General features: G+C 75.2%; 15 protein-coding genes and 2 pseudogenes. 11 read left to right on the forward strand and 6 right to left on the reverse strand.

The features are described 5' to 3' along the window. Window positions 1-56: 56 nt before the first annotated feature. From ACFWIS_RS15240 to ACFWIS_RS15250, 3 genes are all read left to right on the forward strand, one after another. Window positions 57-383, forward strand: coding sequence for a PadR family transcriptional regulator (locus ACFWIS_RS15240; protein WP_380456020.1), 327 nt, complete (start codon window positions 57-59; stop codon window positions 381-383). Beyond that, window positions 380-1,282 (forward strand): hypothetical protein, encoded by a 903-nt coding sequence (locus ACFWIS_RS15245; protein WP_380456023.1) that lies wholly within the window; start codon window positions 380-382, stop codon window positions 1,280-1,282. The genes ACFWIS_RS15240 and ACFWIS_RS15245 overlap by 4 nt, the downstream gene beginning before the upstream one ends. A 281-nt stretch (window positions 1,283-1,563) precedes the next feature. Beyond that, window positions 1,564-2,418: a DUF4184 family protein gene (locus tag ACFWIS_RS15250; RefSeq protein WP_380456026.1), complete on the forward strand. Its 855-nt coding sequence runs from the start codon at window positions 1,564-1,566 to the stop codon at window positions 2,416-2,418. Window positions 2,419-2,463: 45 nt separating this feature from the next. On the opposite strand, the gene ACFWIS_RS15255 is transcribed toward ACFWIS_RS15250, so the two are convergent. The 3 genes from ACFWIS_RS15255 to ACFWIS_RS15265 form a co-directional block, all read right to left on the reverse strand. Beyond that, entirely contained in the window at window positions 2,464-3,501 is a 1,038-nt protein-coding gene (locus ACFWIS_RS15255) for a zinc-dependent alcohol dehydrogenase family protein (protein ID WP_380456028.1), read from the reverse strand. A gap of 214 nt (window positions 3,502-3,715) precedes the next feature. Further along, window positions 3,716-4,108: a hypothetical protein gene (locus ACFWIS_RS15260; protein ID WP_380456031.1), complete on the reverse strand. Its 393-nt coding sequence runs from the start codon at window positions 4,106-4,108 to the stop codon at window positions 3,716-3,718. Beyond that, the gene (locus ACFWIS_RS15265; RefSeq protein ID WP_380456033.1) at window positions 4,101-4,994 is read right to left on the reverse strand and encodes a sulfite exporter TauE/SafE family protein; all 894 of its coding nucleotides are present in this window, start codon (window positions 4,992-4,994) and stop codon (window positions 4,101-4,103) included. Before ACFWIS_RS15265 ends, ACFWIS_RS15260 begins: the two co-directional genes overlap by 8 nt. Before the next feature lie 325 nt (window positions 4,995-5,319). On the opposite strand from ACFWIS_RS15265, the gene ACFWIS_RS15270 reads away from it, so the two are divergent. Further along, window positions 5,320-6,528 (forward strand): acyl-CoA dehydrogenase family protein, encoded by a 1,209-nt coding sequence (locus tag ACFWIS_RS15270; RefSeq protein WP_380456036.1) that lies wholly within the window; start codon window positions 5,320-5,322, stop codon window positions 6,526-6,528. A 168-nt stretch (window positions 6,529-6,696) separates the two neighbouring features. Next, window positions 6,697-7,596, forward strand: coding sequence for a fumarylacetoacetate hydrolase family protein (locus ACFWIS_RS15275; RefSeq protein ID WP_380461506.1), 900 nt, complete (start codon window positions 6,697-6,699; stop codon window positions 7,594-7,596). Between the two features lie 202 nt (window positions 7,597-7,798). Here the strand turns inward: ACFWIS_RS15275 and ACFWIS_RS15280 are convergent. Beyond that, window positions 7,799-8,351 (reverse strand): annotated as a pseudogene (locus tag ACFWIS_RS15280) (arsenic transporter); the annotation flags it as partial. Window positions 8,352-8,621: 270 nt separating this feature from the next. Here ACFWIS_RS15280 and ACFWIS_RS15285 point away from each other — a divergent pair. The 4 genes from ACFWIS_RS15285 (at window position 8,622) to hutH (ending at window position 13,612) form a co-directional block, all read left to right on the forward strand. After that, window positions 8,622-9,341 carry a molybdopterin-dependent oxidoreductase gene (locus tag ACFWIS_RS15285; RefSeq protein WP_380461507.1) on the forward strand — a complete coding sequence of 240 codons (720 nt, stop codon included), beginning with the start codon at window positions 8,622-8,624 and terminating at the stop codon, window positions 9,339-9,341. Further along, on the forward strand, window positions 9,292-10,032 hold the full coding sequence (locus tag ACFWIS_RS15290) for a cytochrome b/b6 domain-containing protein (protein WP_380461508.1): 741 nt from the start codon (window positions 9,292-9,294) through the stop codon (window positions 10,030-10,032). The genes ACFWIS_RS15285 and ACFWIS_RS15290 overlap by 50 nt, the downstream gene beginning before the upstream one ends. Next, entirely contained in the window at window positions 10,029-11,636 is a 1,608-nt protein-coding gene (locus ACFWIS_RS15295) for a DUF6351 family protein (protein ID WP_380461509.1), read from the forward strand. The genes ACFWIS_RS15290 and ACFWIS_RS15295 overlap by 4 nt, the downstream gene beginning before the upstream one ends. A gap of 308 nt (window positions 11,637-11,944) precedes the next feature. Beyond that, complete coding sequence (hutH, locus tag ACFWIS_RS15300) at window positions 11,945-13,612, forward strand: histidine ammonia-lyase (RefSeq protein WP_380461510.1); 1,668 nt, start codon at window positions 11,945-11,947, stop codon at window positions 13,610-13,612. An 86-nt stretch (window positions 13,613-13,698) separates the two neighbouring features. Here the strand turns inward: hutH and ACFWIS_RS15305 are convergent, their stop codons facing one another. Together ACFWIS_RS15305 and ACFWIS_RS15310 are read right to left on the reverse strand one after the other, a co-directional pair. Further along, window positions 13,699-14,580: an NAD(P)-binding domain-containing protein gene (locus tag ACFWIS_RS15305; protein ID WP_380461511.1), complete on the reverse strand. Its 882-nt coding sequence runs from the start codon at window positions 14,578-14,580 to the stop codon at window positions 13,699-13,701. Then, window positions 14,577-15,710: an acyltransferase family protein gene (locus ACFWIS_RS15310; RefSeq protein WP_380461512.1), complete on the reverse strand. Its 1,134-nt coding sequence runs from the start codon at window positions 15,708-15,710 to the stop codon at window positions 14,577-14,579. Before ACFWIS_RS15310 ends, ACFWIS_RS15305 begins: the two co-directional genes overlap by 4 nt. A 247-nt stretch (window positions 15,711-15,957) precedes the next feature. Here ACFWIS_RS15310 and ACFWIS_RS15315 point away from each other — a divergent pair. Both ACFWIS_RS15315 and ACFWIS_RS15320 read left to right on the forward strand, forming a co-directional pair. Then, window positions 15,958-18,939, forward strand: a pseudogene (locus ACFWIS_RS15315) (type I polyketide synthase); the annotation flags it as partial. Between the two features lie 53 nt (window positions 18,940-18,992). Then, entirely contained in the window at window positions 18,993-25,523 is a 6,531-nt protein-coding gene (locus tag ACFWIS_RS15320; protein WP_380461513.1) for a thioester reductase domain-containing protein, read from the forward strand. The last annotated feature ends 29 nt before the right edge of the window (window positions 25,524-25,552 follow it).

A 25,552-nucleotide genomic window follows, 5' to 3' on the forward strand; every position in this document is an offset into this window, starting at 1 on the left:
GGTTCGTTGAGATGCTCCGGCGGAATGACTATCTTCATGGGGTGAGTGAGCGTGTGATGCAAGAACCCACCGTGATGGTCCTGACCGCCCTCGCGGACGCCCCCCGGCACGGATACGCCATCGCCCAGGAGATCAAGGCGATGACCGACGGCCGGGTCGCCCTGCGCACCGGTGCCCTGTACGGGGCGCTGGACCGGCTGCTGGCCGACGGGCTGATCGAGGTCGACCGGGAGGAGGTCGTCGACGGCCGGGCCCGGCGCATCTTCACCCTCTCCCCGACCGGGCGGGAACGACTGGCGGCCGAAGCCGAACGCCTGGCCGCGACCGCCAGGGAGGCCGCCCGCCGCCTCTCCGCCGCCCGGCCGGCGGCCACCGGCACATGATCGAACACGTCCTCCGGCTCTACCCCGCCGCCCACCGCCGGGCCCACGGCGAGGAGATCGCCGCGACCTTCCACGAGATGACGGCCGGCGAGCCGCTGCGCTCGCGCCTGCGGGACGCGGGCGAACTGGCGGCCCAGGCCCTGCGGATGCGCGCGGGGCTCGGGCCGGCCGGCCCCGCCGCACGGGCACTCGGTCTGGCCCACCCCCTCGTCCTGGCCGCCTCGGCCACCGCCTGCGGGCTGCACCTGCTGCGCTGGTACACCGCCCTGGTCACCTCGCCCACGCCGGTGCTCTCCCAGCTGCGGGTCGACCTGTCCGGGGCCTGGGGCGCGCTGCTCGGCTCCGCACTGCTCGTCTTCGCGGGCGCGGCCACCGCCCTGGCCGGCCGCCGACGGGTGGGTCTGCCCTGCACGGTGCTCGGACTGCTCGCCTTCGCGGCGGCCGCCGTGGCCGGCGGGCCCGCGTTCGGCGACCCGGTCGCCGCCCCCGCCGCGGCCACCCTGGCGGCGGCCCTGTTGCTCGCCTGCCCACCGGACCGGCGCGCGGACGGCGCGGGCGCGCTACCGGCGGGGGTGGCCGGGGCCGTGATCGCGCTCGTCCTGGTGCCCCGGGCCGCCGTCGGCGCCCACGTCCTGCCCTGGGTCAGCACCGACTACGGCTGCTGGCCCCTGCTCGTGCTCGCGGCGGCGGGCGCCGCCTCGGCCTGGCACCGCCGATCCCACGGCGGCCGCGAACTGGCCGCACTCGCCCTGGCCTGCCCGCCGCTGCTCGCCGAGGCCGGCACCACCGCCTGGGGCGACCCGACCGCCGTCACCTGCCTGGCGACCGTCCTGGTGGCGGCCCTGGCGGCCGTCCCGCTCGCCGGCCGCCTGGGGCTGGCCTTCCGCCGGTCGTCCTGAGCGCCGCCCCGGGGGCGGGACGGCTGGGATCGCGCCGGAGCGGACGCCGCCTACGGGCGGCGGGCCGTTGCTGCCGGCACTTCTGACCGCCCGGTGGGCCCCGTGCTCAGCGGCCCGGCCGGTCAGCCGTCGCCCGGTGAGCGCCCTGCTCCGTGTGCCCGCTCGACCGCCTCGGCGCCGATACGGCCCGCCGACCGGGGGCGGGGATCGGCGCGCAGGTATTAGTCCGTTTGACGTAGCATTCCGTTCGACGGACTATCAGTCCGCGCGAGAGGATGCCCATGCCGTTCACCCTGTCCCACCCCGCCGCTGTGCTGCCGCTGCTGCGTGGGCCCTTCAGCCGGGCCGCGCTGGTCGCCGGAGCCGTGGCGCCGGACATGCCCTACTTCGTCTCCACCATCGGGCTGCCCGTCGGCGCGCAGTCCTGGTACGAGCCGTTCACCAACGCCACGACCACCCACAGCCTGCCGGGCGCCCTGACCGTCGGCCTGCCGTACACCCTGGCGCTGTGGGCGATGTTCCTGGCCGGGCACCGGCCGTTGGCGTCACTGTCGGCAACGGCGTCACTACCGTCGTTGCCGCTCGGCCCGGCGGGGGCCCGGGCGGCGGGGGCGGTGGTCCGGCGGGCGGGCTGGGTGCTGCTGTCGGCGCTGATCGGCATCGCCACCCACCTGGTCTGGGACTCCTTCACCCACGTCGACGGCTTCGTGGTCACCCGCACGCCCTGGCTGGAGTCCACCCTGGCGGGCGGCCTCACCTGGGCCCGGGCGCTGCAGCACATGAGCACCGTCGGCGGCCTGGCGGCCATCGCGGTGTACGGGTGGCGCGGGCGGGCCCGGCTGCGGGTCGGTACGGGCGCGGCGCCGCGCAGGGTCCTGCTCTCGCTGGCCCTGTGCGCGGCCGCCGGGGCCGTCGCCCACGCCTGGCGGTGGCACGCCGGGCCGGACGCGGCGACGGCCGGGCAGCCGCTGGGCGCCGTCCTCGAAGGGGTGCTGTCCGACGCGGCGAAGGGCGCGGGCGCCGGACTGATCGCCGCCCTCGCCCTGTACACCGCCGGCTGGTGGATCCGGCGCGCCCTCACGGCGGGCCGAGGGTCCGGCCACCAGGACGGGGCGCGGGCGGACGTCGCCGCCTGACCGCGCCGCCGCCCGACCGGGCGCCCGGGCCCGGCCCGCGAGTGGCTACGGCAGCAGGACGGCGACGCCGGTCACCCGGTCGGCAGCGAGGTCCCTGAGTGCGGTGTCCGCCTGCCGCAGCGGGTAGCGGTTGACGTGCACCATCGGGCGGGCCCGCGCGGCCTCGGCGAGGAACGCGCGGCCGTCGGCCCGGGTGTTGGCGGTGACGCTGCGCAGCGTTCGTTCCTGGAAGAGGTGGCGCTGGTAGTCGAGGGTGGGGATGTCGCTGAGGTGGATGCCGGCGACCGCGAGAGTGGCGCCGCGGCCGAGGGCGGCCAGGGCGACCGGTACCAGTTCGCCGACCGGGGCGAAGAGGACGGCCGCGTCGAGCGGCTCCGGTGCGGGGTCGTACGAGTCCCCGGCGAAGGCCGCGCCGAGTTCCAGGGCCAGCCGTCGGGCCGCCGGGGCGCGGGTGAACACGGCCACCCGGGCGCCCCGGGCGAGGGCGATCTGGGCGGTGAGGTGGGCGGACGCGCCGAAGCCGTAGATTCCGAGCAGTCCGCCGGGCGGCAGCTCGGCCCGTTCCAGGGCGCGGTACCCGATGATCCCGGCGCACAGCAGCGGGGCGAGTTCCTCGGCGGGCGGGCCCTGGGCCATCCGGTAGGCGAAGCGGGCGTCGGCGGTCAGGTGGTGGGCGTAGCCGCCGTGCCGGTCCCAGCCGGTGTAGCGCGAGTGCGGGCAGAGGTTCTCGCGTCCGCTCCGGCAGTGGGCGCAGCTACCGCAGGTGCGGGCCAGCCAGGCGACTCCGGCCCGGTCGCCGGTCGCGAAGCCCTCGACGGCGGAGCCGACCGCCCGTACGCGTCCGACCACCTCGTGTCCGGGCGTGCACCTGGGCACCCTGGGGGCGAGGTCGCCCTCCGCCAGGTGCAGGTCCGTGCGGCACACCCCGCACGCCTCGACGTCGAGGAGGATCTCCTCGGGCCGGGGCTCGGGGAGCGGCCGGCGTTCCCACTCCAGCGGCCCTGGTCCCGCCGCAGCCACCGGACCGGGGTGGGCCACCACCCAGGCCCCGCTGTTGCCCGGTTCCGGTCGCGTCGTGTCCATCGCCGACTCCTGCCGTCCGCCGTCTGCCGTCCGTCGCTTGCCGCCTGTCGGCCGCCGCCTGCCGCGTGCCGCCTGTCGGCCGCCGCCTGCCGCGTGCCGCCCGTTGTTCTGCCGTCCGCCGGACGGAGGGCCCGCTCCATCCAGCCTGCCTCCGGGGCGGGCGTGCGGCGAGGCCGGGCATACGGGGGAGGCCAAACGCCCAGGCGGCCCGGCGTCAGCCGAGCAGGGAGCCGCCCAACAGCAGGGCCACCACGAGCGCGGCGAGCAGGGCGTGCCGCCGGTCACCGGCCCGGAGCCAGCGGGCCACGGTGACCAGGATGCCGACGCCCGGGGCGAGGGCGAGGGTGAGGAGGCCGAGGCCGAGCAGCAGCGGGCCGGCGCTGTGCCGGGAGGTGAGGTCGGCGAGGGCGAGCGGGCGGGCCGTGCGGTCGCCGGCGGCCAGCGAGGTGATCAGGCCGGCCAGGATCAGCACCAGGGCGACGGCGGTGGTGGCCAGCAGCGCGGTGGCGGTGAGCCGGTTGGTGCGGGCCTCCCCGGCCAGCGGGTCCGGGGTCGGAGCGCCGGTGGTGGGGGCGGGCCCGGTGGTCGTGGCGGGGAGGTCAGACATTGATCACTCCGAAGGCGCCGAGGAGGAAGGAGAGGCCGGAGGCGAGCACGACCGTGGAGTAGACGACCTCGATGGTGCCCACCGAGATCCGGCCGGACAGCCGGGAGCCGAGCAGTGACCCGGTGGTGATGCCGAGCACGATCGGGGCGACCAGCAGCGGTTGCACGACGCCGGCCGCGTAGTAGACGACGAAGCTGGCCACCGCGGTGATGCCGATCATGAACTGGCTGGTGGCGGTGGCGACTCGGACCGGCACGCCCATGCCCACCGTCATCGCCGGCACCTTGAGGAAGCCGCCGCCGATGCCGAGCATGCCGGAGAGCATCCCGGCCACCATGGAGGCGCCGGCGCCGAGGAACGGGCGTCGGGCCCGGTAGGCGCGGGCGGTGCCGTCGCTCTCGCCTGCGACCAGGCCGGTCAGCGCGTCCGGGCCCTCGCAGGCGCGCAGGCCGTGCCGGGTGAGGGCGTCCGGCGGGGTCTCGGCGGTCGCCAACGCCCCTGCGGGGGAGGGGAGTCGTTTGCGGCGGCGGGTGAGTTCGGCGGACAGGAACTGGCTCAGGCCGAAGACGCCCTCCAGGGCCGGGCGCGGGATGAAGGCGGTGACCAGGCTGCCGGCGATGCCGCCGATGGTGGTGGTCACCTCCAGGCTGAACGCCAGGCGCTTGTGGGTGAGGCCCTGGCGCAGGTAAGTGGCTGAGCCGGTGGCCGAGTTGGCGATGACGGCGGCCAGCGAGACGGCCACCGCCGAGCGGAACGACACGCCGTAGCCGAGCACCAGGACCGGGACCACGACCGCGCCGCCGCCGATCCCGGTCAGCGCGCCGACGCCGCCGGCCGCGGCGCCCATCAGTATCAGGACGAGGAGGGTGGAGAACGTCAGCGTCATCGGCGGACCCTTTCCGGGGACGGGGACGGGGGCGGGGACGGGGACGGGGACGGGGACGGGGACGGGGCGGAGTCGGGGCGGAGTCGGGATGGTGGCGCGTGGGGGCCGCGTGTGCCAGCCGAATGGTCACCTTCCGGCGCTCGAACGTTAGTTGACGCAGGATCAGCCGAATACCGGACTGTGACGCATACCACCGGTCCGGACTGGACAGTTTACTTGCCGGTAACATGACGGGGTTCGGGGAGTGGCATTGTCGGTTCCGCTCGCGCCGGGATGTGCGATCGGCGCGAGCCTGCAACCTCTCCTCCGAGGAAAGGGCAAATCCGTGACTTCCTTAGCCGTTCAGCAGCGTCCCTCCGCCGCTGACCACCTCGACCAGACCACTGGAACCGAGGCCGCTGCCTTTCTGGACGACGTCCGGAGCTTCACCCGGGAAAGAGTCGCCCCGGTCGCCGGACTGATCGACCGCAGCGACGAGATCGGCACCGAACTCTTCGCCGAAATGGCCCGCCGCGGCCTGTTCGCCAACTCCCTCGGCTACCGCGCCGACCAGCCCCACGGCGGGCCCGAGCGGGTGCGCTTCCTGCTCCAGGTGCTGGAGGAGCTGGCCCGGGTCTCGCCGTCCGTCGCCAAGGCGGTGATGGACCAGAACATGGGCCAGATCGGCATGTTGCGCGAGTACGCGGGCCGCGAGCTGCGCGAGCGCTACCTCGACGCGATCGCCACCGGCGAGCAGCAGGCCGCCTTCGCGATGAGCGAGCCGCAGACCGGTTCGAACGTCGCCCGCTTCACCACCGTGGCCACCCCGGTGGAGGGCGGCTACCGGATCAGCGGCGAGAAGGACTGGATCACCGGCGCGGCCCGCCGGACGGTGCATTTCGTGGTCGCCAAGCCCTCCGCCGAATCACGCGAGGTCGGCCTCTTCCTGGTGGACCGCACCCGGCTCGGCGCCGGGGACGGAACGGTCGAGATCGACGACCGCAAGGAGAAGCTGGGGCTGCGCGGACTGGGCGAATTCCACGTCCGCTACCACGATGTGTTCGTACCCGTCGAGCAGGTCGTCCTCGGTTTCGACCGGACTTCGCTGCGCCGGATAATGCGGCACTACAACGGAAAGCGGCTGGGCCAGTCGGCGATTTGCCTCGGCCTTTCGAAGAGCGCGCTGCGGACGGCCTTCGACTACGCCAGCGCCCGCCTTCCGGCCGGTTCCCCGGGCCACCTCGCCATGCAGACCGCGCTGGCACCCCTGGTCAGCGAGTTGCGCGCGGCGCGGTCACTCACCGACTGGGCCGCGGGCGAGTGGGCCGCCGGGGACGACACCGGTGCGCCGAGCGCGATGGCCAAGTACGTGACGGGCGACCTCGCCCAGCGGATCACCAACGCCGCCGCCCAGGTGTGCGGCGCCAACGGGCTGTCGGACAAGATGCCGCTGGCCCGGCTGATGCGGGACGCCCGGATGCTCACCATGGCCGGCGGAGCGTCCGAGGTGCTGCGGGGCACGGTCGCCCAGCAGCTGGACCGCCTGCTCGACTGAGCCCGGCGGCACCCGCGACCCGGTCGACGCCCCGGCCGGGCCGGGGCCGTACGCCGGCCCGGCCGGGGCGTCCACCGATCCGTCCACCGATCCGTCCCGAGGGACGGGGCGGGCACCGTGACCGTTTCCGGTGCCCGCCCGTCCCGCCTCGCGCGACAAGGAGAAACGATGCGCCTCGCGACCATCCGGACCGGCGGAGCGGAGAGACTCGCGCTGGTCGACCCGGACGGCGGCGCCCTGACGCTGCCCGCCGCCGGCCGGCCGGGGCCGGCCGGCCTGTCAGAGCTGCCCGGCCTGCCCGAGCTGCTCCGCCGTGGGCCGGAGGCCTGGGCGGAGCTGGCCGGGCGTGGCCCGTCCGGGCCCCGGCTGCCCCTGGCCGACGTCGAGTTGCTGGCACCGCTGCCCCGCCCGGTGAACAACCTGTTCGCCCTGGGGCTCAACTACACCGACCACGGCGAGGAGGCCTACCGGGCGGCGGGCCGGGAGTACCGCAGGCCCCGGCACCCGGTGGTGTTCACCAAGGACCGCCGCTGCGTGGCCGCCCCGGTCGGCCCGCTGGGGATCGACTTCTCGCTCTCGCGGGAGATCGACTGGGAGGTCGAGCTCGCGGTGGTGATCGGCCGCCGCGCCTGGCGGGTCCAGGAGGCCGCGGCGCTGGACCACGTCTTCGGCTACTGCGTGGCCAACGACATCACCGCGCGCGACCTCCAGACCCGGCACAAGCAGTACTACCTGTCGAAGAGCCTGCCCGGCAGCTGCCCGCTCGGCCCGTGGATCACCACCGCCGACGAAGTCCCGGACCCGCACGACCTGGCGATCACCCTCAGCGTCAACGGCGTGCCCCGGCAGGTCTCCCGTACCGACCAGCTGGTGTTCTCGATCCCGGAGACCATCGCCGCGATCTCCCGGATCGTCCCGCTGGAGCCCGGCGACGTCATCCTGACCGGCACGCCGGCCGGGACGGGCTTCGCTGCCGACCCGCCGGGCTACCTGGCCCCCGGTGACGTGGTGGAGTGCTCGATCGAGGGGCTCGGGACGCTCAGCAACCGGATCACGGCGCTGGACTGACGGCGCGCTCCGGCCAGACCAGCAGCACCGCGCAGGGCGCGTGGTCGACGACGAATCGGGTGGCGGGCCCGAGACTGTGCGGGCCGGGGTGGGCGGGGTCGCCCGTCACGCTGGTCGGCCTCCTCACGTTCCGATGAGTTGCCGGGACCCCCGCAGTGCCGCCACGGCCGGGGTCAGGGCGGCGGGCACGACCAGCAGTCCGAGCCGGGTGAACTCGCAGTCCGAGCCGGGTGAACTCGCCCGGTCCGATGTCGGTGTCGTGTTCGCGGACGATGCGCCGCCACAGCAGGGTGGCCAGGGAGCCGGCGTAGGTCAGGTTGGGCCCGATGTTCACCTCCAGCAGCACGGCCAGGACGGCACCCGGGCCGGAGGGGAGGGCCAGCGGGAGCAGGACGAGGGTGGCGGGCAGGTTGTCGATGACGTTCGCCGGCACGGCGGCGAGTGCCGCGGTGCCGAGCAGGGAGGGCGCCGGCCAGTGCCGCCCAGGCCGGGTCGACGCCGAGTGCGGAGGTGAGCACGAAGCCGGCCAGGGTGCCGGCCACGGTGAGGAGTGCGAACAGCGGCATCTCCGGGGATTGGGTCCGGGCCGGGGTGGGAGCGGCGGTGTCCAGGTCGGTGGCGAAGAAGCGGCGCGGCACCGCGTACTCGACGGCGACGGCCGCCAGCCAGGGCAGTGTCATCAGGGCGGCGAAGCGGGTGAAGCTCAGTCCGCTGGCGGCGACGGCCAGCAGATCGGTGAGGTTGGAGACCGGCAGGGGCTGAGTGCCTCTGGTTCGTAACTCTATAGACAGGTGATGAAGTCGCAGGATTGCCCGGTGGCGGCCCGGGTGCTGTCGAGTTGAGCCATCCGGGATCCTTTTGGTGCAACAGCATGTCAGTCGGCGCGTTCCGTGATGCGCCCGCACCGTCGATGCGGTAACCGGGTTGACGGGTGACCGGAGCGGGTGCCAATCTAATAACCGTTCAGAACAGTTACTCGTGTGCCGGTGATCCGTCGGCGCACCTGTCGCACCTGGGGCGGGACCATGGCAGAGCAGTACGACCGGCGCGCCCGGGGGGCGCCAGTGGGGCGGCGGACGGTGCTGGGGACCTTCGCCGCGGGGATCGCCGGGCTGGCGGCCGCGCCGTACCTCCAGCGCGGGTGGGAGGGCTTCCTCGCGGCGGCCTCGCAGCACGATCCGACCGGGCTCACCGGGCTGTTGCCGGATCCCGGCGGGTTCCGGTACTACAGCGTCGTCAGTTCGGTGCCGCGCAAGGGCGAGGCCGACTACAGCCTGCGGATCGACGGCCTGGTGGACCGGCCGCGCAGCTACAGCCTGCCGGAGCTGCGGGCGCTGCCGCAGTCCCGGATCGTCCATGACGTGCAGTGCACGGACGGCTGGCGGGTGGCGGACACGCCCTTCCGGGGGGTGCGGCTCGCCGAGCTGCTGGACGCCGCCGGAGTGCGCGCCGAGGGGAAGGCGCTCCGGTTCACCTGCTTCGACGGGGCGTACAGCGAGAGCCTCACCCTGGAGCAGGCCCGGCGTCCGGACGTGCTGGTCGCGCTGAACATGCAGGACGAGCCGATCAGTCACGAGCACGGTGGCCCGGTGCGGCTGTACGTGGCGCCGATGTACTTCTACAAGTCGGCCAAGTGGCTGTCCGGCATCACCGTCACCGACCGGGTGATCCCCGGCTACTGGGAGGAGTACGGCTATGCGGTCGACGGCTGGCTCGACGGCGCCGACCGCGGCGCCGCCGCCTGAACCGGGCGGCCGGGTCCGCCGGTTCACCCGGGCGCAGCGGCTGGTCCACCGGAGCACCGGGCTGCTGATGCTGGTGTGCGTGGCCGCCGCGGCCTGCCTCTACCTCGGTCCGCTGGCCCAACTCGTCGGCCGGCGAAGGCTGGTGGCCACCCTCCACGAGTGGTCCGGCATCCTGCTGCCGGTGCCCGTGCTGCTCGGCCTGCTCTCCCGCGCGTTCCGCGCCGACCTGCGCCGGCTGAACCGCTTCGCGCCGTACGACCGGCAGTGGCTGCGGGCCGCGCGCCGGCGGCTGACCGGGCCGTACGACCGGCCGGCGGGCAAGTTCAACGCGGGGCAGAAGCTGTACGCCGGCTGGATCGCCGGAGCGGTGCTGGTGATGGCCGCCACCGGGCTGCTGATGTGGTTCACCCGGCTGCTGCCGTTCGTCTCCCGCACCAGCGCGATCTTCGTCCACGACTGCCTCGCCTGGGCGGTGGCCGCCGTCCTGGTCGGGCACATCCGCCGGGCGCTGCGGGACCGGGAGTCGCGGCGGGGGATGCGCACCGGCTACGTCAGCCGGTCCTGGGCGCGCCGCCACCACCCGCACTGGCTGCCGGAGGAACACCACGGCCCCGGCTCCGCACCCGACCTCCGACTCGTCAACGCCGCCGCACCTGGGGCAACTTCACCTTCTCGAACGGAATCCCGATGAAACGAATCCTGACCGTTCTCGCGGCCGGCCTGCCGCTGGCCGCCGTGCTCTACGCCCCCGGCGCGGTGGCGGACACCGGCACGCCCGCCGGCTACAGCTGCGCCGCCCCCGCGGTGGCGGCCCCGGACGGCACGCAGGTGGAGGCCGTCACCGCGGTCGCCCACCCGGCGGGCACCGTCGACGTGCCCGCCGTGTTCCCGCTGAAGGCCGATCACGTTCCCGACGTCCCCGCGTTCTGCGACGTCACGGTGACCCTCACCCACCCCGGCCAGGGCGACCACGCCAAGGTGCGGGTCTGGCTGCCGCAGCAGAACTGGAACGGCCGGCTGCAGACCGTCGGCGGCAGCGCCTACGCCGCCGGCGACTACGGCAGCAACCTGGCCGCCGCCCTCAAGGGCGGTTACGCGGCCGCCACCACCGACGCCGGGGTGAGCACCTACATCGACGCCGGGTGGGGGCTGAAGAGCGACGGCACCGTCGACTCGACGCTGCTGGAGAACTTCGCCTCCCGCTCCGAGCACGAGGCCGCCGTCGTCGCCAAGGACGTCATCGCCGCCCACTACCAGCGGGCCGCCTCGTACGCGTACTTCAACGGCTGCTCCACCGGCGGCCGCCAGGGCTACATGGAGGCCCAGAAGTACCCGGAGGACTACAACGGCATCCTCGCCAACGCGCCCGCCGTCAACTGGACGCAGTTCGAAGTCGCCACGCTGTGGCCGCAGGTGGTGATGAACGAGGCGCACGTCTACCCGACGAAGTGCGAGTTCGAGGCCTTCACCGCCGCCGCCGTGCAGGCCTGCGACGGGCTGGACGGCGCCCGGGACGGCCTGGTGTCCCGGCCCGACGAGTGCGGCTTCAACCCGCGCCGGCTGATCGGCACCACCATCGAGTGCGGCGGCAAGCAGGTGACGATCAGCGCGGCCGACGCCGAGGTGGTGCGTCGGATCTGGGACGGTCCGCGCACCTCCTCGGGCCGCAAGCTGTGGGCCGGCACGCCGATCGGGGCCGACCTGAGCGCCCTCGCCGGCCACACCACGGACGACGCCGGCAAGCCGGTGGGCGCGCCGTTCCCGGTGCCCGCCAAGTGGGTGTCCACCTGGGTCGCCAAGCAGCCCACGCTGGACGTCACGACCCTGACCACCGACCGGTTCGCCCAGCTGTTCCAGCAGTCCGTGGCCGAATACGACCAGGTCATCGGCACCGCCGACCCGGACCTGTCCGCCTTCCGCGACGCCGGCGGCAAGCTGCTCAGCTGGCACGGCACGGCCGACGAGTTCATCCCGGCCGCCGGCACGGTGCGCTACCGCAAGCAGGTCGAGCGGCGGATGGGCGGTGCCTCGAACGTCGACGACTTCTACCGGCTCTTCCTCGCCCCGGGCACCGCCCACTGCGGCCTCTCCGGCAAGACCGCCGACCTCACCGCGCTGACCGCCTGGGTCGAGCAGGGCAAGGCGCCGCAGACGCTCCCCGCGACCCTGAACACCGCCGACGGCCGGACGGTCAGCCGCAACCTCTGCGCCTACCCGCTGGTCTCCCGCTACACCGGCCACGGCGACATCGCGGACGCCGCCAGCTTCCGCTGTGCCCCGGCCAACCGGCATTGACCAACCGGCATTGACTCGAGCGGCATTGACTCGAGCGGCACTGGCCCAACTGGCACCGGCTCGAGCGGCACTGACCCGCCCTGAAGCTCCGCGGCCCGCACCCCGACCCCCGGGGGTGCGGGCCGCGGGCGTTCGGCGACCGTTGGTGACGTAGGGTGATAGGAGATCAACAGTGGGGAGTCGAAGTCGTTCCCCCCGTCGGCCGCGGGTGTCCGTCGTCGCGTCACCACGGCCCGCCCGAAGGCCCGCCCGAGGCCCGCCCGAGGCCGGTTCAAGGCCTCGGGCGGTCGATAGACAGGAGAGTCGAGTTGTCGTCTGACCGCACCCGGAGCCCGCAGAGGACCCAGCACCGCCCGGCCGCCACCGGTGCGCCCAGAGCGGAACTGCTGCTCGACGGCCGCTCGCTGACCGTCAAGGAGACCGCGGCGGCCGCGCGCCGGCCGGAGGCGTGGCGGGTGGTGCTGGCGGACGGCGCGGTGCACCGGATGAAGCGGTCGGTGGACCTCAAGAACGCGATCGTCGACTCGGGGCAGCGGGTGTACGGCGTCACCTCCGGCTTCGGCGACAGCAACACCCGGCAGATCTCGCCGCGCAAGGTGGAGGCGCTGCAGGCCAACCTGATCCGCGGCTTCAACTGCGGCCTCGGCCCGGCGGCTTCACCGGACGTGGTGCGGGCCACGGTGATCACCCGGGCGAACTGCCTGGCGCGCGGCAACTCCGGGATCCGCCCGGAGGTGGTCCAACTGCTGCTGGACTGCCTGGAAGCCGACATCCTGCCGGTGGTGCCGGAGCGCGGCTCGGTGGGCGCGAGCGGCGACCTCGTCCCGCTCAGCTACCTCGGCGCGATGCTCACCGGGCACGGCACGGTGCTCCACCGCGGCGAGGCCCGGCCCGTCGCCGAGGCGCTCGCGGAGGCCGGACTCGAACCGGTGGTGCTCGCCTCCAAGGAGGGGCTGGCCCTGGTCAACGGCACCTCCTTCATGGCCGGTTTCGCCGTACTGGCACTGCGCGACGCGACCGAACTCGCCTTCGCCGCCGACCTGTGCACGGCGCTCGCCTCGCAGGTCCTGAACGGCAACCCGCGCCACTTCGACCCGTTCGTGTTCGACCACAAGCCGCACCCCGGCAGCGCCGAATCCGCCCGGACGGTGCGCCGGCTGCTCGGGCGGGACGGCACCGGCCCCTTCGCGGGGGACGAGGACGCCGGCCCTGCCGACGTCATGCCCGACGGGACGGGCTACCGCCGGCTCGCCGAGGCCGTCCAGGACCGGTACTCGATCCGCTGCGCCCCGCACGTCAACGGCGTGCTGCGGGACACCCTCGGCTTCGCCACCGACTGGACCCACGTGGAGATCAACTCCTCCAACGACAACCCGCTGTTCGACACCGAGGCGGGCGCGGTCGTCAACGGCGGCAACTTCTACGGCGGGCACATCGGCCAGGCGATGGACTCGCTGAAGACCGCCGCCGCCAGCGTGGGCGACCTGCTGGAACGGCAGTTGCAGCTGGTGGTGGACGAGAAGTACAACAACGGCCTCACCGCCAACCTCATCCAGCGCTTCCCGGACGACAGTTGGGAGGCCGGGCTGCACCACGGCTTCAAGTCCCTTCAGTTGGCGGCCTCCTCGCTGGTCGCCGAGGCGCTCAAACTGACCATGCCCGCGACCTCGTTCTCCCGCTCCACCGAGGCCCACAACCAGGACAAGGTCAGCATGGGCACCATCGCCGCCCGGGACGCCCGGACGGTCGTCGAACTGGTGCGCCAGACGGCGGCGATCCATCTGCTCGCCCTCTGCCAGGCCGCCGACCTGCGCGGCGCCGAACGGCTCAGCGGCCCGACGGCGGCCGTGCACGCGGCGGTGCGCGCGGTGTCGCCGATGATGGACGGGGACCGGGGGATGGAGCGGGACATCGCGCTGGTGGCGGAACTGCTCGCGGCCGGACGGCTGCGGGAGGCGGCGGCGACCGGGGCGTAGCCCCCGACCGCACGGCCCGTACAGCCCGGCCCGCGCGGTCGGACCCGGCCCGCGGGGTGGGACCCGGCCTGCGCGGTCGGACCCGGCTACGCCGTCGGCTCGGCGAAGTGGCCGACCACGGCGGCGTAGCTGTCGGCCGCGTGGCCGCCGGCGGCCACCGCCGCCATGACGGCCGCCAGCTGCCGGGGCAGGACGGGGTTGAGGCCGCGCCGCTCGCTCTCCGCCAGGAGGTGGGCGGCGGCGGCCAGGTGGGTGCGCAGCGCCGAGTCCTCGGCCGGGTAGTCGCCCTCGTCGACCTGCCGGGCGTAGCGGGCCAGGAAGGCGCCCATGCTGCCGAACAGCAGCTCGGCGCTCGGCGCGAACTCCGTCGCGCCGATCCCGGCGGTGCGCAGCAGCGCGGTCGCGTGCAGGAAGCCGTTCAGGCCGGACCACAGGACGGCCAGCAGCGCGAGGTCGTGCAGCGAGGCGAGCCCGGTGCCCTCGCCGAGGTAGGCGGGGCAGCCGCCGAGCGCGGTCAGGGTCTGCTCGTGGGCGCGGAAGGCCGGCTCGGGCCCGCTGTAGAGCACGGTGGTCCCGGCGAGGCCGATGGTGTCGGGTGTGGCCAGCAGCGCGCCGTCGAGGCTCTGCGCGCCGTGGCGGGCGGCGGCGTCGGCGACGGTGGCGGCGTCGTCGGAGGTGCCGGAGGTGACGTCGACCAGGACCCGGCCGGCCAGGGACCCGCCGGCTGCGTCCAGGACTTCGCGGACGGCGTCGTGGTCGGCGAGGCAGAGCACGACCAGCGGCGCGGCCGCCGCCGCCTCGGCGGGCGTGGCGGCGCGCCGGGCGCCCCGGGAGGCCGGGCCGTCGGCGCGGGCGGCCGTACGGTTCCAGACCGTGGTGGGGTTCCCGGCGGCCAGGAAGGCGTCGGCGAGGGCCGTGCCCATCAGGCCGAGGCCGAGCACGGCGACGGGGGTGCGGGCGGTGGTCAAGGGGTTTCCCTCCGGTCGGCGGTGGCGAGGAGTTCGGCGGGCCGGGCGCGGCGCGGTTCGTTCAGGACGCGCACCATCGGCTCCTCGACGACGGCGTGCAGCAGCCAGGCGGCCGCCAGCGAGGTGAGGGCCAGGACGGCCGTGTACAGCAGTGGGCGGAGCCCGTCGGCGGTGCCGTGCGGGTCGAGCAGCGCGTCGCCGTGCTCGATCACCAGGTAGTGCGTCAGGTAGAGCGCGAACGAGAGCGCCCCGAGCCGCTCGGCCAGCGGGTGGGCGAGTCGGGAGGGCCGGCCCAGGCGGTCGGCGTTGGCGGCCCCGACGATCAGCGCGGCCAGCGGGAGGACGGTGATCGCGGCGACGCCGAACAGCAGGGGGGAGAGCTGGTCGAGAGGGTAGAGCAGCGCGAAGGCGGCGGCGCCGTGCCAGGTCCGGACCCGGTCGAGCAGGCCCTCCCGGACCAGCCGGGCCAGCACCATGCCGAGCAGGAACTCCGGCATCCGCGCGGGCGGGAAGGTGTAGCAGAACCAGATCTGACGGAGCGTCACGCCGAGTCCGAAGGGCGGCCCGTCGAGCAGCGGGCGCGCCGCCGTGACCAGTGGCGGGATCAGCAGGATCACGGCGACGATCGCGGCGGCCCAGTGCCGGAGCCGTTCGGGGCGGATCGCGGCCGCGCGGCGGGCGACGGCGGGGAACAGGAGGTAGAAGGCCAGATCGCAGCAGAGTGACCAGGAAACCCCGTTCACCCCGGGGTCGAGCAGGTCGAAGTCGGGGGGCCAGGTCTGCAGGAGCAGCGCGTTGGGCAGCCAGGCCCGCAGGGGCACGGCCTGCCCGGCGGCCGCGAGCAGCAGCACCCCGGCGAGCAGGGTCGCCAGGTGGGTGGGCATGATCCGGGCCAGCCGGCGGCGCCAGAACACCCGGACCGGCTGGTCCGGCCGCCACGCCCAGGTCAGCAGGAAGCCGCTGAGCAGGAAGAAGAACGTCACCGCGGCGAAGCCCAGTCGGAGCAGGGTTGCGTTCTCGCCGTGCCCGTGGGACCAGATCAGGCTGGAGTGCTGGGCCACCACCGCTGCCGCCGCGATGAAGCGCAGACCGGTGAGCGAGGGCAGCCGGGTCGACCTGCCGAGTGCCAAGAGCGTTCCCGAGGTGTCGGAATGGGCGGGGAGGCCCGGTGATCGTATCCGAACTGGCCTATGGAACAGACATTTTGACGTTGCCTTGGAAAAGCCGAGCCGATTGCATGCTCTGCATACTTTCCTGCTCGAAATGTTGACGGCGGGTCAGATCTGATAGAGATCAGCTACCCGGCTAGGGTGCGTGCGCGATCGTCCGATCCCACGCCGCCCCCGCCCGCCCGCCCCAGGACCGGAGACCCACGTGGCCGACAATGACACCCTGCGCCAGTACCTCAAGCGCGTGGTCGCCGACGCCGTCGACACCCGGGAGCGGCTGCGGGCCCTGGAGGAGCGCCAGTGCGAACCGATCGCGATCATCGGCACCGCCTGCCGCTACCCCGGCGGCGCCGACTCGCCCGAACTGCTCTGGAAACTGGTCGCCGAGGGCGTCGACGCCGTTTCCGGATTCCCGGCGAACAGGGGTTGGCCGCTCGATTCCCTGTTCCACCCCGACCCCGACACCGTCGGCACGAGCTACGTCGAACAAGGCGGATTCCTGTACGGCGCCGATCGATTCGACGCCGAATTCTTCGGCATGTCCCCGCGGGAGGCCCTCGGGACCGACCCCCAGCAGCGCATCCTGCTGGAAATCGCCTGGGAGGCCTGCGAACACGCCGGGATCGCGCCCGAAACCCTCCGTGGCAGCCGAACCGGGGTGTTCGCCGGAGTGATGTACAACGACTACGGCAGCCGGCCCGATCTGCCCCGGGAAGACTTCGAGGGCTACCTGTTCAGCGGCAGCGCCCCCGGAGTCCTCTCCGGCCGACTCGCCTACGCCTTCGGCCTGGAGGGCCCCGCCGTCAGCGTCGACACCGCCTGCTCCTCCTCGCTCGTCGCCCTCCACCTCGCCTGCGCGGCGCTGCGCCGCGGCGAGTGCGACCTCGCCCTGGCCGGCGGCGTCACGGTGATGGCCACCGCCGCCGCCTTCCTCGGCTTCTCCCGCCAGCGGGCCCTCGCCCCGGACGGTCGCTGCAAGGCCTTCTCGGCGAGCGCCGACGGCGTCGGCTGGGGCGAGGGCGCCGGGCTGCTGATGCTCGCCCGGCTGTCCGACGCCCGCCGGGACGGTCGGCGGGTGCTCGCCGTCGTCAGGGGCTCGGCCGTCAACCAGGACGGCGCCTCCAACGGCCTCACCGCGCCCAACGGTCCCGCCCAGGAACGGGTGATCCGCGCCGCCCTCGCGGACGCCCGCCTGACCACCGAGGACATCGACGCCGTCGAGGCCCACGGCACCGGGACGGCGCTCGGCGACCCGATCGAGGCCCGGGCACTGCTGCGCACGTACGGGCAGCGCCCGGCGCAGCGGCCGGTCTGGCTGGGCTCACTGAAGTCCAACCTCGGGCACGCCCAGGCCGCCGCCGGGGTGGGCGGGGTGATCAAGACGGTGGAGGCGCTGAGGCGCGGCCGACTGCCCGCGACGCTGCACGCCGAACAGCCCTCCCCGCACGTGGACTGGGAGTCGGGGGCGCTCGCCCTGCTCACCGAGGCCCGTGACTGGCCGACGGTCGACCGTCCGCGCCGGGCGGCGGTGTCCTCCTTCGGGCTCGGGGGAACGAACGCGCACGTGATCCTGGAGGAGGCCCCGCCGGAGGAGCCGGTCGACCCCTCGGCAGTGCGGGCCGCGCCGCCGGTGGTGCCGTGGGTGCTCTCGGCCCGCTCCGCCCGGGCTCTGGCGGAGCGGGCGCGCGATCTGCTGTCGCTGGTCGGCGGGCCGGGCCCGGCTCCGGATCACCGGGACGTCGCCCGGACGTTGGGCGTCGGCCGGGCGGCGCTGCCGTACCGGGCGGCGGTGGTCGGCCGGACGGCTGCCGAACTCGTCGAAGCGCTGGGCGAGTTGGCCGGAGACCTTGCTGCGGGCGAGGCCCGGCGCGCGGAGCGGCAGGCGCGGACGGTCTTCCTGTGCCCGGACGGGGACGGGCCCGGTCCTGGCGCGGTGGCCGAACTCCGATCCGCCTTCCCGGTGTTCGCGACGGCGTACCAGGAGGCGTACCAGGAGGCGGTCGGGGACGCCGGCGAGGAGGCCGCCGCGGGCGGGTTCGCGGCGCAGATGGCGCTCCACCGGCTGTATGTCGCTTGGGGGTTGAGCCCGGCGGCACTGGTCGGCCGGGGCGGCGGCGAAGTGGTGGCCGCCCACCTCGCCGGGGTGCTCTCGGCGCCGGACGCGGTGGCCCTGCTCGCGGCCCGCGAGCGCCTGCTCCGGCAGGGCGACGAGCCGGCGGCCCGCGCGGAGTTCCGGCGCGAGGTCGCGGCGCTGGCCTTCGCCGCGCCGACGTTGCCCCTGATCTCGGCCGCGAGCGGTCGTGAGGAGCCCGTCGAGCGGTGGGCGGACGCGGAGGGCTGGGCCGAGCGCGCCCTGGCGGGTGAGGGCCCGATCGCGGAGGGACTGGAGGACGTACTGGTCCTGGGAGCCGAGGCCGCGCCCGGCGAGGAGGCGCCGTACGCCGTCGTCCGGGCGTTGGTCGGGCGGTACGTGGCCGGGGCGGCCGTCGGCTGGTCCGCCTTCTTCGCGGGGAGCGGCACCCGGCACGTCGACCTGCCGACCTACCCGTTCCAGCGCGAGCGCTACTGGCTGGAGCCGACCACGACCGCTGACCCCGAGACCTCTTCGGCCTCCTCCGGTTCGTCCGCTTCGTCTGCGTCGGCGGCGGGCGACGCGGGGGCGCTCGCCCGGCACGTCGCCGACCTACCGGCCGGGGAGCGACGCGCCCACCTGCTGGACGCGGTGCGCGCCGAGGCGGCGGCCGTCCTGCGGATCGCCGACCCGATGACGATCGAAGTCGGCCGCCCCTTCCGGGAGTTCGGCTTCGACTCGCTCACCGCCGTCCAACTGCGCAACCGACTGGCGGCGCTGGCCGGGTTGGAGCTTCCGGTCACCGTGCTGTTCAACCATCCCACCCCGGAGGCCGTGGCCGATCTGCTGCTCGACCTGATGGCCGCAGCGGACCGGCCGTCCGGCACCGACCGGCCGTCCGGCACCGACCGGCCGTCCGGCACCGACCGGCTGACCGCGCTCGCCGAAGTCGACCGGCTGGAGGAGGCCTTGGCGGGCCTGCCGGCCGGCGGCGCGGAAGTACTCGCCGTCACCGAACGCCTGCGGCACCTCCTCGACCGCTTCGGGCGGCTGGAGACCGCCACCAAGGACGAGCTGTTCGACCTCATCGACAACGAGCTCGGCCGGGCCCGGACCTGACGGCGCCGGTCGATCCGGAGCTGACAGCACGCCCGCCGAGAGAGGAAGCCACCATGTCGGACGAGGAGAAGCTCGTCGACTACCTGCGCTGGGTCACCGCCGACCTGCGCGACGCACGACGCAGGATCGCCGAACTGGAGTCCGCTCAGCCGCAGTTGCCGTCGCCCCCGCCCGCGGGTGAGCCGATCGCGATCGTCGGCATGGCCTGCCGCCTCCCCGGCGGCGTCGCCTCGCCCGACGACCTGTGGCGGCTGGTGCTGGACGGCCGGGACGCCGTCACACCGTTCCCCACCGATCGCGGCTGGGACCTCGACGCCCTCTACGACCCCGACCCGGAGGTGCCCGGCACGTCCTACGCCCGGGAGGCCGGCTTCGTGGACACCGCCACCCGCTTCGACGCCGGGTTCTTCGGCATCTCCCCGCGCGAGGCCACCGCCATGGACCCGCAGCAGCGGCTCCTGCTGGAGACCGCCTGGGAGGTGTTCGAGCACGCGGGCATCGACCCGACCACCCTGCGCGGCACCGACGTCGGGGTGTTCGCCGGCGCCACCGAGCAGTCCTACCTCGGCCCGGACACCCCGGCCGAGTACGAGGGCTACCTCCTGACCGGGCGCCTGGGCAGCGTCGTCTCCGGCCGGATCGCGTACACCTTCGGCTTCCACGGCCCGGCCGTCACCGTGGACACCGCCTGCTCCTCCTCGCTGGTGGCCCTGCACCTCGCCGTGCGCTCGCTGCGCAGTGGCGAATCGACGCTCGCCCTGGCAGGCGGGGTGACGGTCCTGGCCTCGCCGCTCGGCTTCGTGGACTTCGCCCGGCAGCGCGGCCTGGCCCCGGACGGCCGCTGCAAGTCCTTCGCGGCGGCGGCGGACGGCACCGGCTGGGCCGAGGGCGCCGGGCTCGTCCTGCTGGAGCGGCTCGCCGACGCCCGCCGCCACGGCCACCGGGTGCTCGCGGTGGTGCGCGGCACGGCCGTCAACCAGGACGGCGCCTCCAACGGGCTGACCGCGCCGAGCGGCACCGCGCAGCAGCGGGTGATCCGCAGCGCCCTGGCCGACGCCGGACTCACCCCCGGCGAGGTCGACGCCGTCGAGGGCCACGGCACCGGCACCAGGCTCGGCGACCCGATCGAGGCGCAGGCCCTGCAGGCCGTCTACGGCGCGGACCGCCCGGCCGGACGGCCGCTGCTGCTGGGCTCGGTCAAGTCCAACCTCGGGCACGCGACGGCCGCCGCCGGGATCGGCGGGGTGATCAAGACGGTGCAGGCCCTGCGGCACGGCGTGCTGCCCCCGACGCTCCACGTGGACGGGCCGACGCCGCTGGTCGACTGGGCGGCGGGCGGGGTCGAGCTGCTCACCGAGCGGCGGCCCTGGCCATCGGCGGACCGGCCGCGCCGTGCCGGGGTCTCGGGATTCGGTGTGAGCGGGACCAACGCCCATGTGCTGCTGGAACAGGCGCCCGAAGCCGAGCGGGCACCCGAAGCCGAGCGGGCGCCCGAGACCGAACCGGCACCCGAGACCGAACCGGCACCCGAGACCGAACCGGCGCCCGAGGCGGCCCCGCTTCCCGCCGTACCGTGGCTGCTGTCCGCCGCGACGGCGAGCGGCCTGCGCGCCCAGGCCGCCCGGCTGCTGGACCACCTGGCACGGAGCCCCGAGGCCTCGCCCCGGGACGTGGCCGAGACCCTCGCCACCGGTCGCGCCGCGCTCAAGCACCGGGCCGCCCTGGTCGGCGCCGACCGGGACGCCCTCCTGCGCGCGCTGCGCGCGCTCGCCGAGGAGGCGGACGGGAAGCCGGGCGCGGAGCCGGTACGGCCGGGGCGGCTCGCCTTCGTGTTCCCCGGGCACGGTTCGCAGCGCCCGGAGCAGGGCCGCGGCCTCCACCGGGCGTACCCGGCGTTCGCGGCGGCCTTCGACGAGGTCTGCGCCGCGCTGGACCCGCACCTGCCGGCGCCGCTCGGCGAGGTGCTGGCCGGCGGGGGAGCGCTGGAGCGGTTCGGGTACGCGCAGGCGGCGGTGTTCGCCTTCGAGGTCGCGCTGTTCCGGCTGCTGGAGTCCGTCGGAGTGCGGCCCGACGTGGTGGCCGGGCACTCGGTCGGCGAACTGGCCGCCGCCCACGTCGCCGGGGTGCTGGCGCTGCCGGACGCCGCGACCCTGCTCGCCGTCCGCGGCCGGCTGGTCGAGGCACTGCCCGCCGACGCGGCGGTGGTGGCGCTGGAGGCCTCCGAGGCGGAGGCGGTCGAGCTGCTGGCGCGGCACGGCGGGCGGGTGTCGCTCGCGGCGGTGAACGGCCCGGCCTCGGTGGTGGTGTCCGGCGACGCCGCGGCGGTGGGTGAGGTCGCCGTCGAGGTCGAGCGCCGCGGCCGCCGGGCCCGTCGGCTGACGATCAGCCGGGCGGTGCACTCGGCCGGGCTGGACCCGATGCTTCCGGAGTTCCGGCGGGCGGTGGCGGGCGTCCGGCTGGCCGCCCCGACGCTGCCACTGGTGTCCACGGTGACCGGGCGCCTCGCCACCGCCGGGGAGCTGTGCTCTCCCGACCACTGGACCGCCCAACTGCGCCGCCCGGTCCGCTTCCTGGACGCCGTCCGTACCCTGTCGGCCCAGGGGGTCGGGGCGGCCCTGGAGGTGGGCCCGGACGCGGTGCTGTCGCCGCTGATCGAGGCCTGCCTGGACGGCGGCGGGCGGCCGGTTACGGCGGTGCCGAGCGTACGGGCGGGCTCGGCCGAGGCACCCGGCCTGATCGGGGCGTTGGGCGCGCTCTGGGCGGCCGGGGTGCCGGTCGACTGGCGGGCCGTGCTCGGCCCGGCCCGGCGGGCGGCGGCCGAGCTGCCGACGTACCCGTTCGAACGGCAGCGGTACTGGCTGACGCCCTCCCGGGCCACGCGCCAGGACGCCGGTCCCGGTGGGCGGGCGCTCGGACACCCGCTGCTGACCGGTGTGACGGAGCTGGCCGGGCGCGGCGAGCTGGTGTTCGGCGGACGCCTCCCCGGCGGCTCGTCGGCCGAACTGGTGGAACTGGCCCTGCGGGCGGGGGAGGAGGCCGGGCACGGCGTGCTCGACGAACTGATCGTCCATGACCGACACGGTGCGGTGGAGGCGCAGTTGGTGCTGGCCCCGGCGGACGGCGACGGGCGGCGCGCCTTCGCGGTCCACACCCGGGCGGGGGAGAGCGGGGCTTGGACGTCGACCGCCACGGGCGCGCTCAGCCGGGGTTCCGCCGAGCCGGCCCCCGACGGTGAGGCGTGGCCGCCGCCGGGCGCGGAAGCGGTGCCCACGGAGATCGACGGAGTGACGGCGCTCTGGCGTTCGGACGGGGAGTCGTTCGCCGAGGTGGCTTTGACCGAGGATCCGGCGGAGGACTGGGGCCTGCCCCCGGAGCTGCTGGACACGGTGCTGCGCTGCGCCGGTCCCGGGCGCGCCGCCGAGTGGCGCGGGGTCCGGCTGTACGCCACCGGCGCCACCCGGGTACGGGCCCGGATCACCCCCGGGCCGGACGGCACGGCGCTGTGGCTGACCGACCCCGGCGGCCGTCCGGTCGCCTCGGTGGCCACCGTCGTCCTGCGGCCGCCGACCGAGCAGGACCAGGTGTCTGCGGAGGAACGGTCCCGCGCCCGGGACGGGCTGTTCCAGCTGGACTGGACCCCGGTGACCCCGCCGCCGTCCGTGCCACCGGTGACCTGGGCGGTGCTCACCGACGGCACCGCGTTCGTGCCGCCCTCGGCCCGCAGGGTCGCGCACCTCGCGGAGGCAATGGACACGATCGGCGAGTACGACGCCGTGCTCGCCCCGCTGGTGCCCGCGCCCGGCGGCGGCGTCCCGACCCAGGCTCATCAACTGGCCCTGAAAGCACTCCAGTTGGCCCAGTCATGGCTGGCGGACGAACGCACCGCCACCGTACCGCTGGTCGTCGCGACCAGCGGCGCCGTGGCCGGGGTCACCGACCCGGCCGCCGCCACCGTATGGGGCCTGCTGCGCTCGGCCCAGTCCGAGGCGCCCGACCGGATCGTCCTGGTCGACCTCGACGACGACCCGGCCTCTGCCGCCGCCCTTCCCGCACTGCTCGCCTCCGGCGAACCCCAGGCGGCGGTCCGGGCCGGCCGGCTGCTGGTCCCGCGCCTGGCCCGGGCCGTGCCGGGGGCCTCGTCCGGAACCGGTGTCGGTGTCGAAACCGGAACCGGAACCGGAACCGGAACCGGAACCGGTGTCGGTGTCGGTGTCGGTGCCGGAACCGGGGCCTCGCCCAGGGCCGGGGCCGTGCCAACCGGCGGCACCGTCCTGATCACCGGCGGCACCGGCGCCCTCGGCGCGGTGTTCGCCCGTCACCTGGTGCGCCGCCACGGCGTGACACGGCTGCTGCTCACCGGCCGACGCGGGCTCGCGGCCCCGGGGGCGCCCGCCCTGGTGGCCGAACTCGCCGCGCTCGGCGCCCGGGCCACCGTGGCGGCCTGCGACGTCGCCGACCGGGCCGCGCTCGCCGCACTGCTGGCGACCGTCCCGCCCGACCGGCCGCTGACGGCCGTGCTGCACGCGGCCGGGGTGCTGGACGACGGCCTGCTCGGCGCGCTGAGCCCCGAGCGGCTGGCCGCGGTGCTGCGCCCCAAGGTGGACGCCGCCTGGCACCTGCACGAGCTGACGCTCCCGCACCGGCCGTCCGCCTTCGTGCTGTTCTCCTCGGTCGCCGGGATCGTCGGCGGGCCGGGCCAGGCCAACTACGCCGCCGCCAACACCTTCCTGGACGCCCTCGCCGAACACCGGGCCGGACTCGGCCTGCCCGCGACCGCGATCGCCTGGGGCCTCTGGCAGGGCGGGGGCGGCATGGCCGGACACCTGGGTGAGGCGGACCTGCGGCGGATCGCCCGCAGCGGGCTGCGCCCGGTCACCGCGGCCGACGGCCCGGCGCTGCTGGACGCGGCGCTGGACGGCCGGCGGGCCGCCGTGCTGGCCGCCCCGCTGGACCTCGCCGTGCTGCGGCGCCGGCCCGCCGACCTCCCGACCGTGTTCACCGGCCTCGCCCCGCTGCCGCCGCGGCCCCGCGCCGGGACGGACGAGGCGGCGGTGGAGTCCCTGGCCCGGACGATCGCCGGGCTGTCGCCGGAGCGGCGCCGGGCCGAGGCCGTCGACCTGGTCCGCAGGGAAGCCGGCCGGGTGCTCGGCCACCCCGACGCCGCGGCCGTCGGCGCCGAGGACGCCTTCCCCGCGCTGGGCTTCGACTCCCTCGCTGCCGTCCAACTGCGCAACCGGCTGGACGCGTTGACCGGCCTGCGGCTGGCGCCCGGGGCGGTGTTCGCGCACCCGACCCCGGCCGCGCTGGCGGACCACCTGGTGTCGGAGCTCGCCCTGCCGGAGACACCCGCCGGGGCCGAGACGGCCGCCGGTGCCGGGGGCTTCGCGGCTGACGTCCGTCTGGACGAGGACGTCCGCCCGGCCGCCGAGGTGGTCGAGGAGGCCGCCGAGCCCCGGGAGGTGCTGCTGACCGGTGCGACCGGCTTCCTCGGCGCCTTCCTGCTGCGCGACCTGATGCGCTCCACCAAGGCGACCGTGCACTGCCTGGTGCGCGCCGCCGACCACGCCGCGGCCACCGAGCGGCTGCGCGAGCGGCTGGGCTGGTACCGGGTGTGGGAGGAGATCGACCAGGACCGGCTCGCGATCGTGGTCGGCGACCTCGCGCAGCCCCGACTCGGCCTGACCGAGCTGGAGTTCGACCGGCTGGCCCGGACCGTCGACGTGGTCCACCACGCCGGGGCCGCCGTCAACTGGCTGCGCCCGTACGCCGAACTGCGGGCCGCCAACGTGGACGGCACCCGGGAGGTGCTCCGGCTGGCCGCCCGGCACCGCACCGTGCCGGTGCACCACGTCTCCTCCACCGCCGTCTTCACGCCCCTGGCCCCGGCGCCCGGCCCGCGCGCCGTCTCGGCCCCCACCGGCCCGCCGCAGGCGCTGGCCAACGGCTACGCCCAGAGCAAGTGGGTGGCCGAGCAGGTGGTGGCGATCGCCAGGGAGCGCGGACTGCCGGTGACGGTCTACCGGGCCGACGTGATCTGCGGCGACCAGGTCCACGGTGCCTGCCAGACCAGGGACTTCTTCTGGTTGAGCCTCAAGGGCCTGGTCCAGGCCGGGGCCGTCCCGGCCGGGCTGGCGGCCGCGGGCGCCGTCCACCTGGCCCCCGTCGACTACATCAGCGCGGCCATCACCACCCTCGCCGGGCAGCGCGGGAACGCCGGCCGGACCTTCCACCTGCAGAACACCAGCACCGAAGGGTACGGCGAAATGACCGGATACCTCAGGGAGTTGGGCTACTCGCTGCCCGAGGTGGAGCTCTCGGCCTGGCAGCGCGCGGTGCGCGCCGACCCGGGCAACGCGCTCACCCCGCTGCTCGACCCGTTCGAGCGGATCGCCGGCCACGAGGCCGTCCATCCGCTGATGGACGTCTCCGCCGCCGAACGGGCCCTGGCCGGAACCGGCATCGCCTGCCCGCCGATCGACCTGCCGCTGTTCCGGCGCTACGTGGACTTCTTCGTCCGGACCGGCTGGCTCCCGCCGCCGCCGGCCGGCGCCGCACCCACCGGCCCGCCCGCACCCACCGCCTGACCGCGCCCCGCCCGACCAGGAGGACGACC

The organism is Kitasatospora sp. NPDC127060 (assembly GCF_042724935.1).
Taxonomy (GTDB): Bacteria; Actinomycetota; Actinomycetes; order Streptomycetales; family Streptomycetaceae; genus Kitasatospora.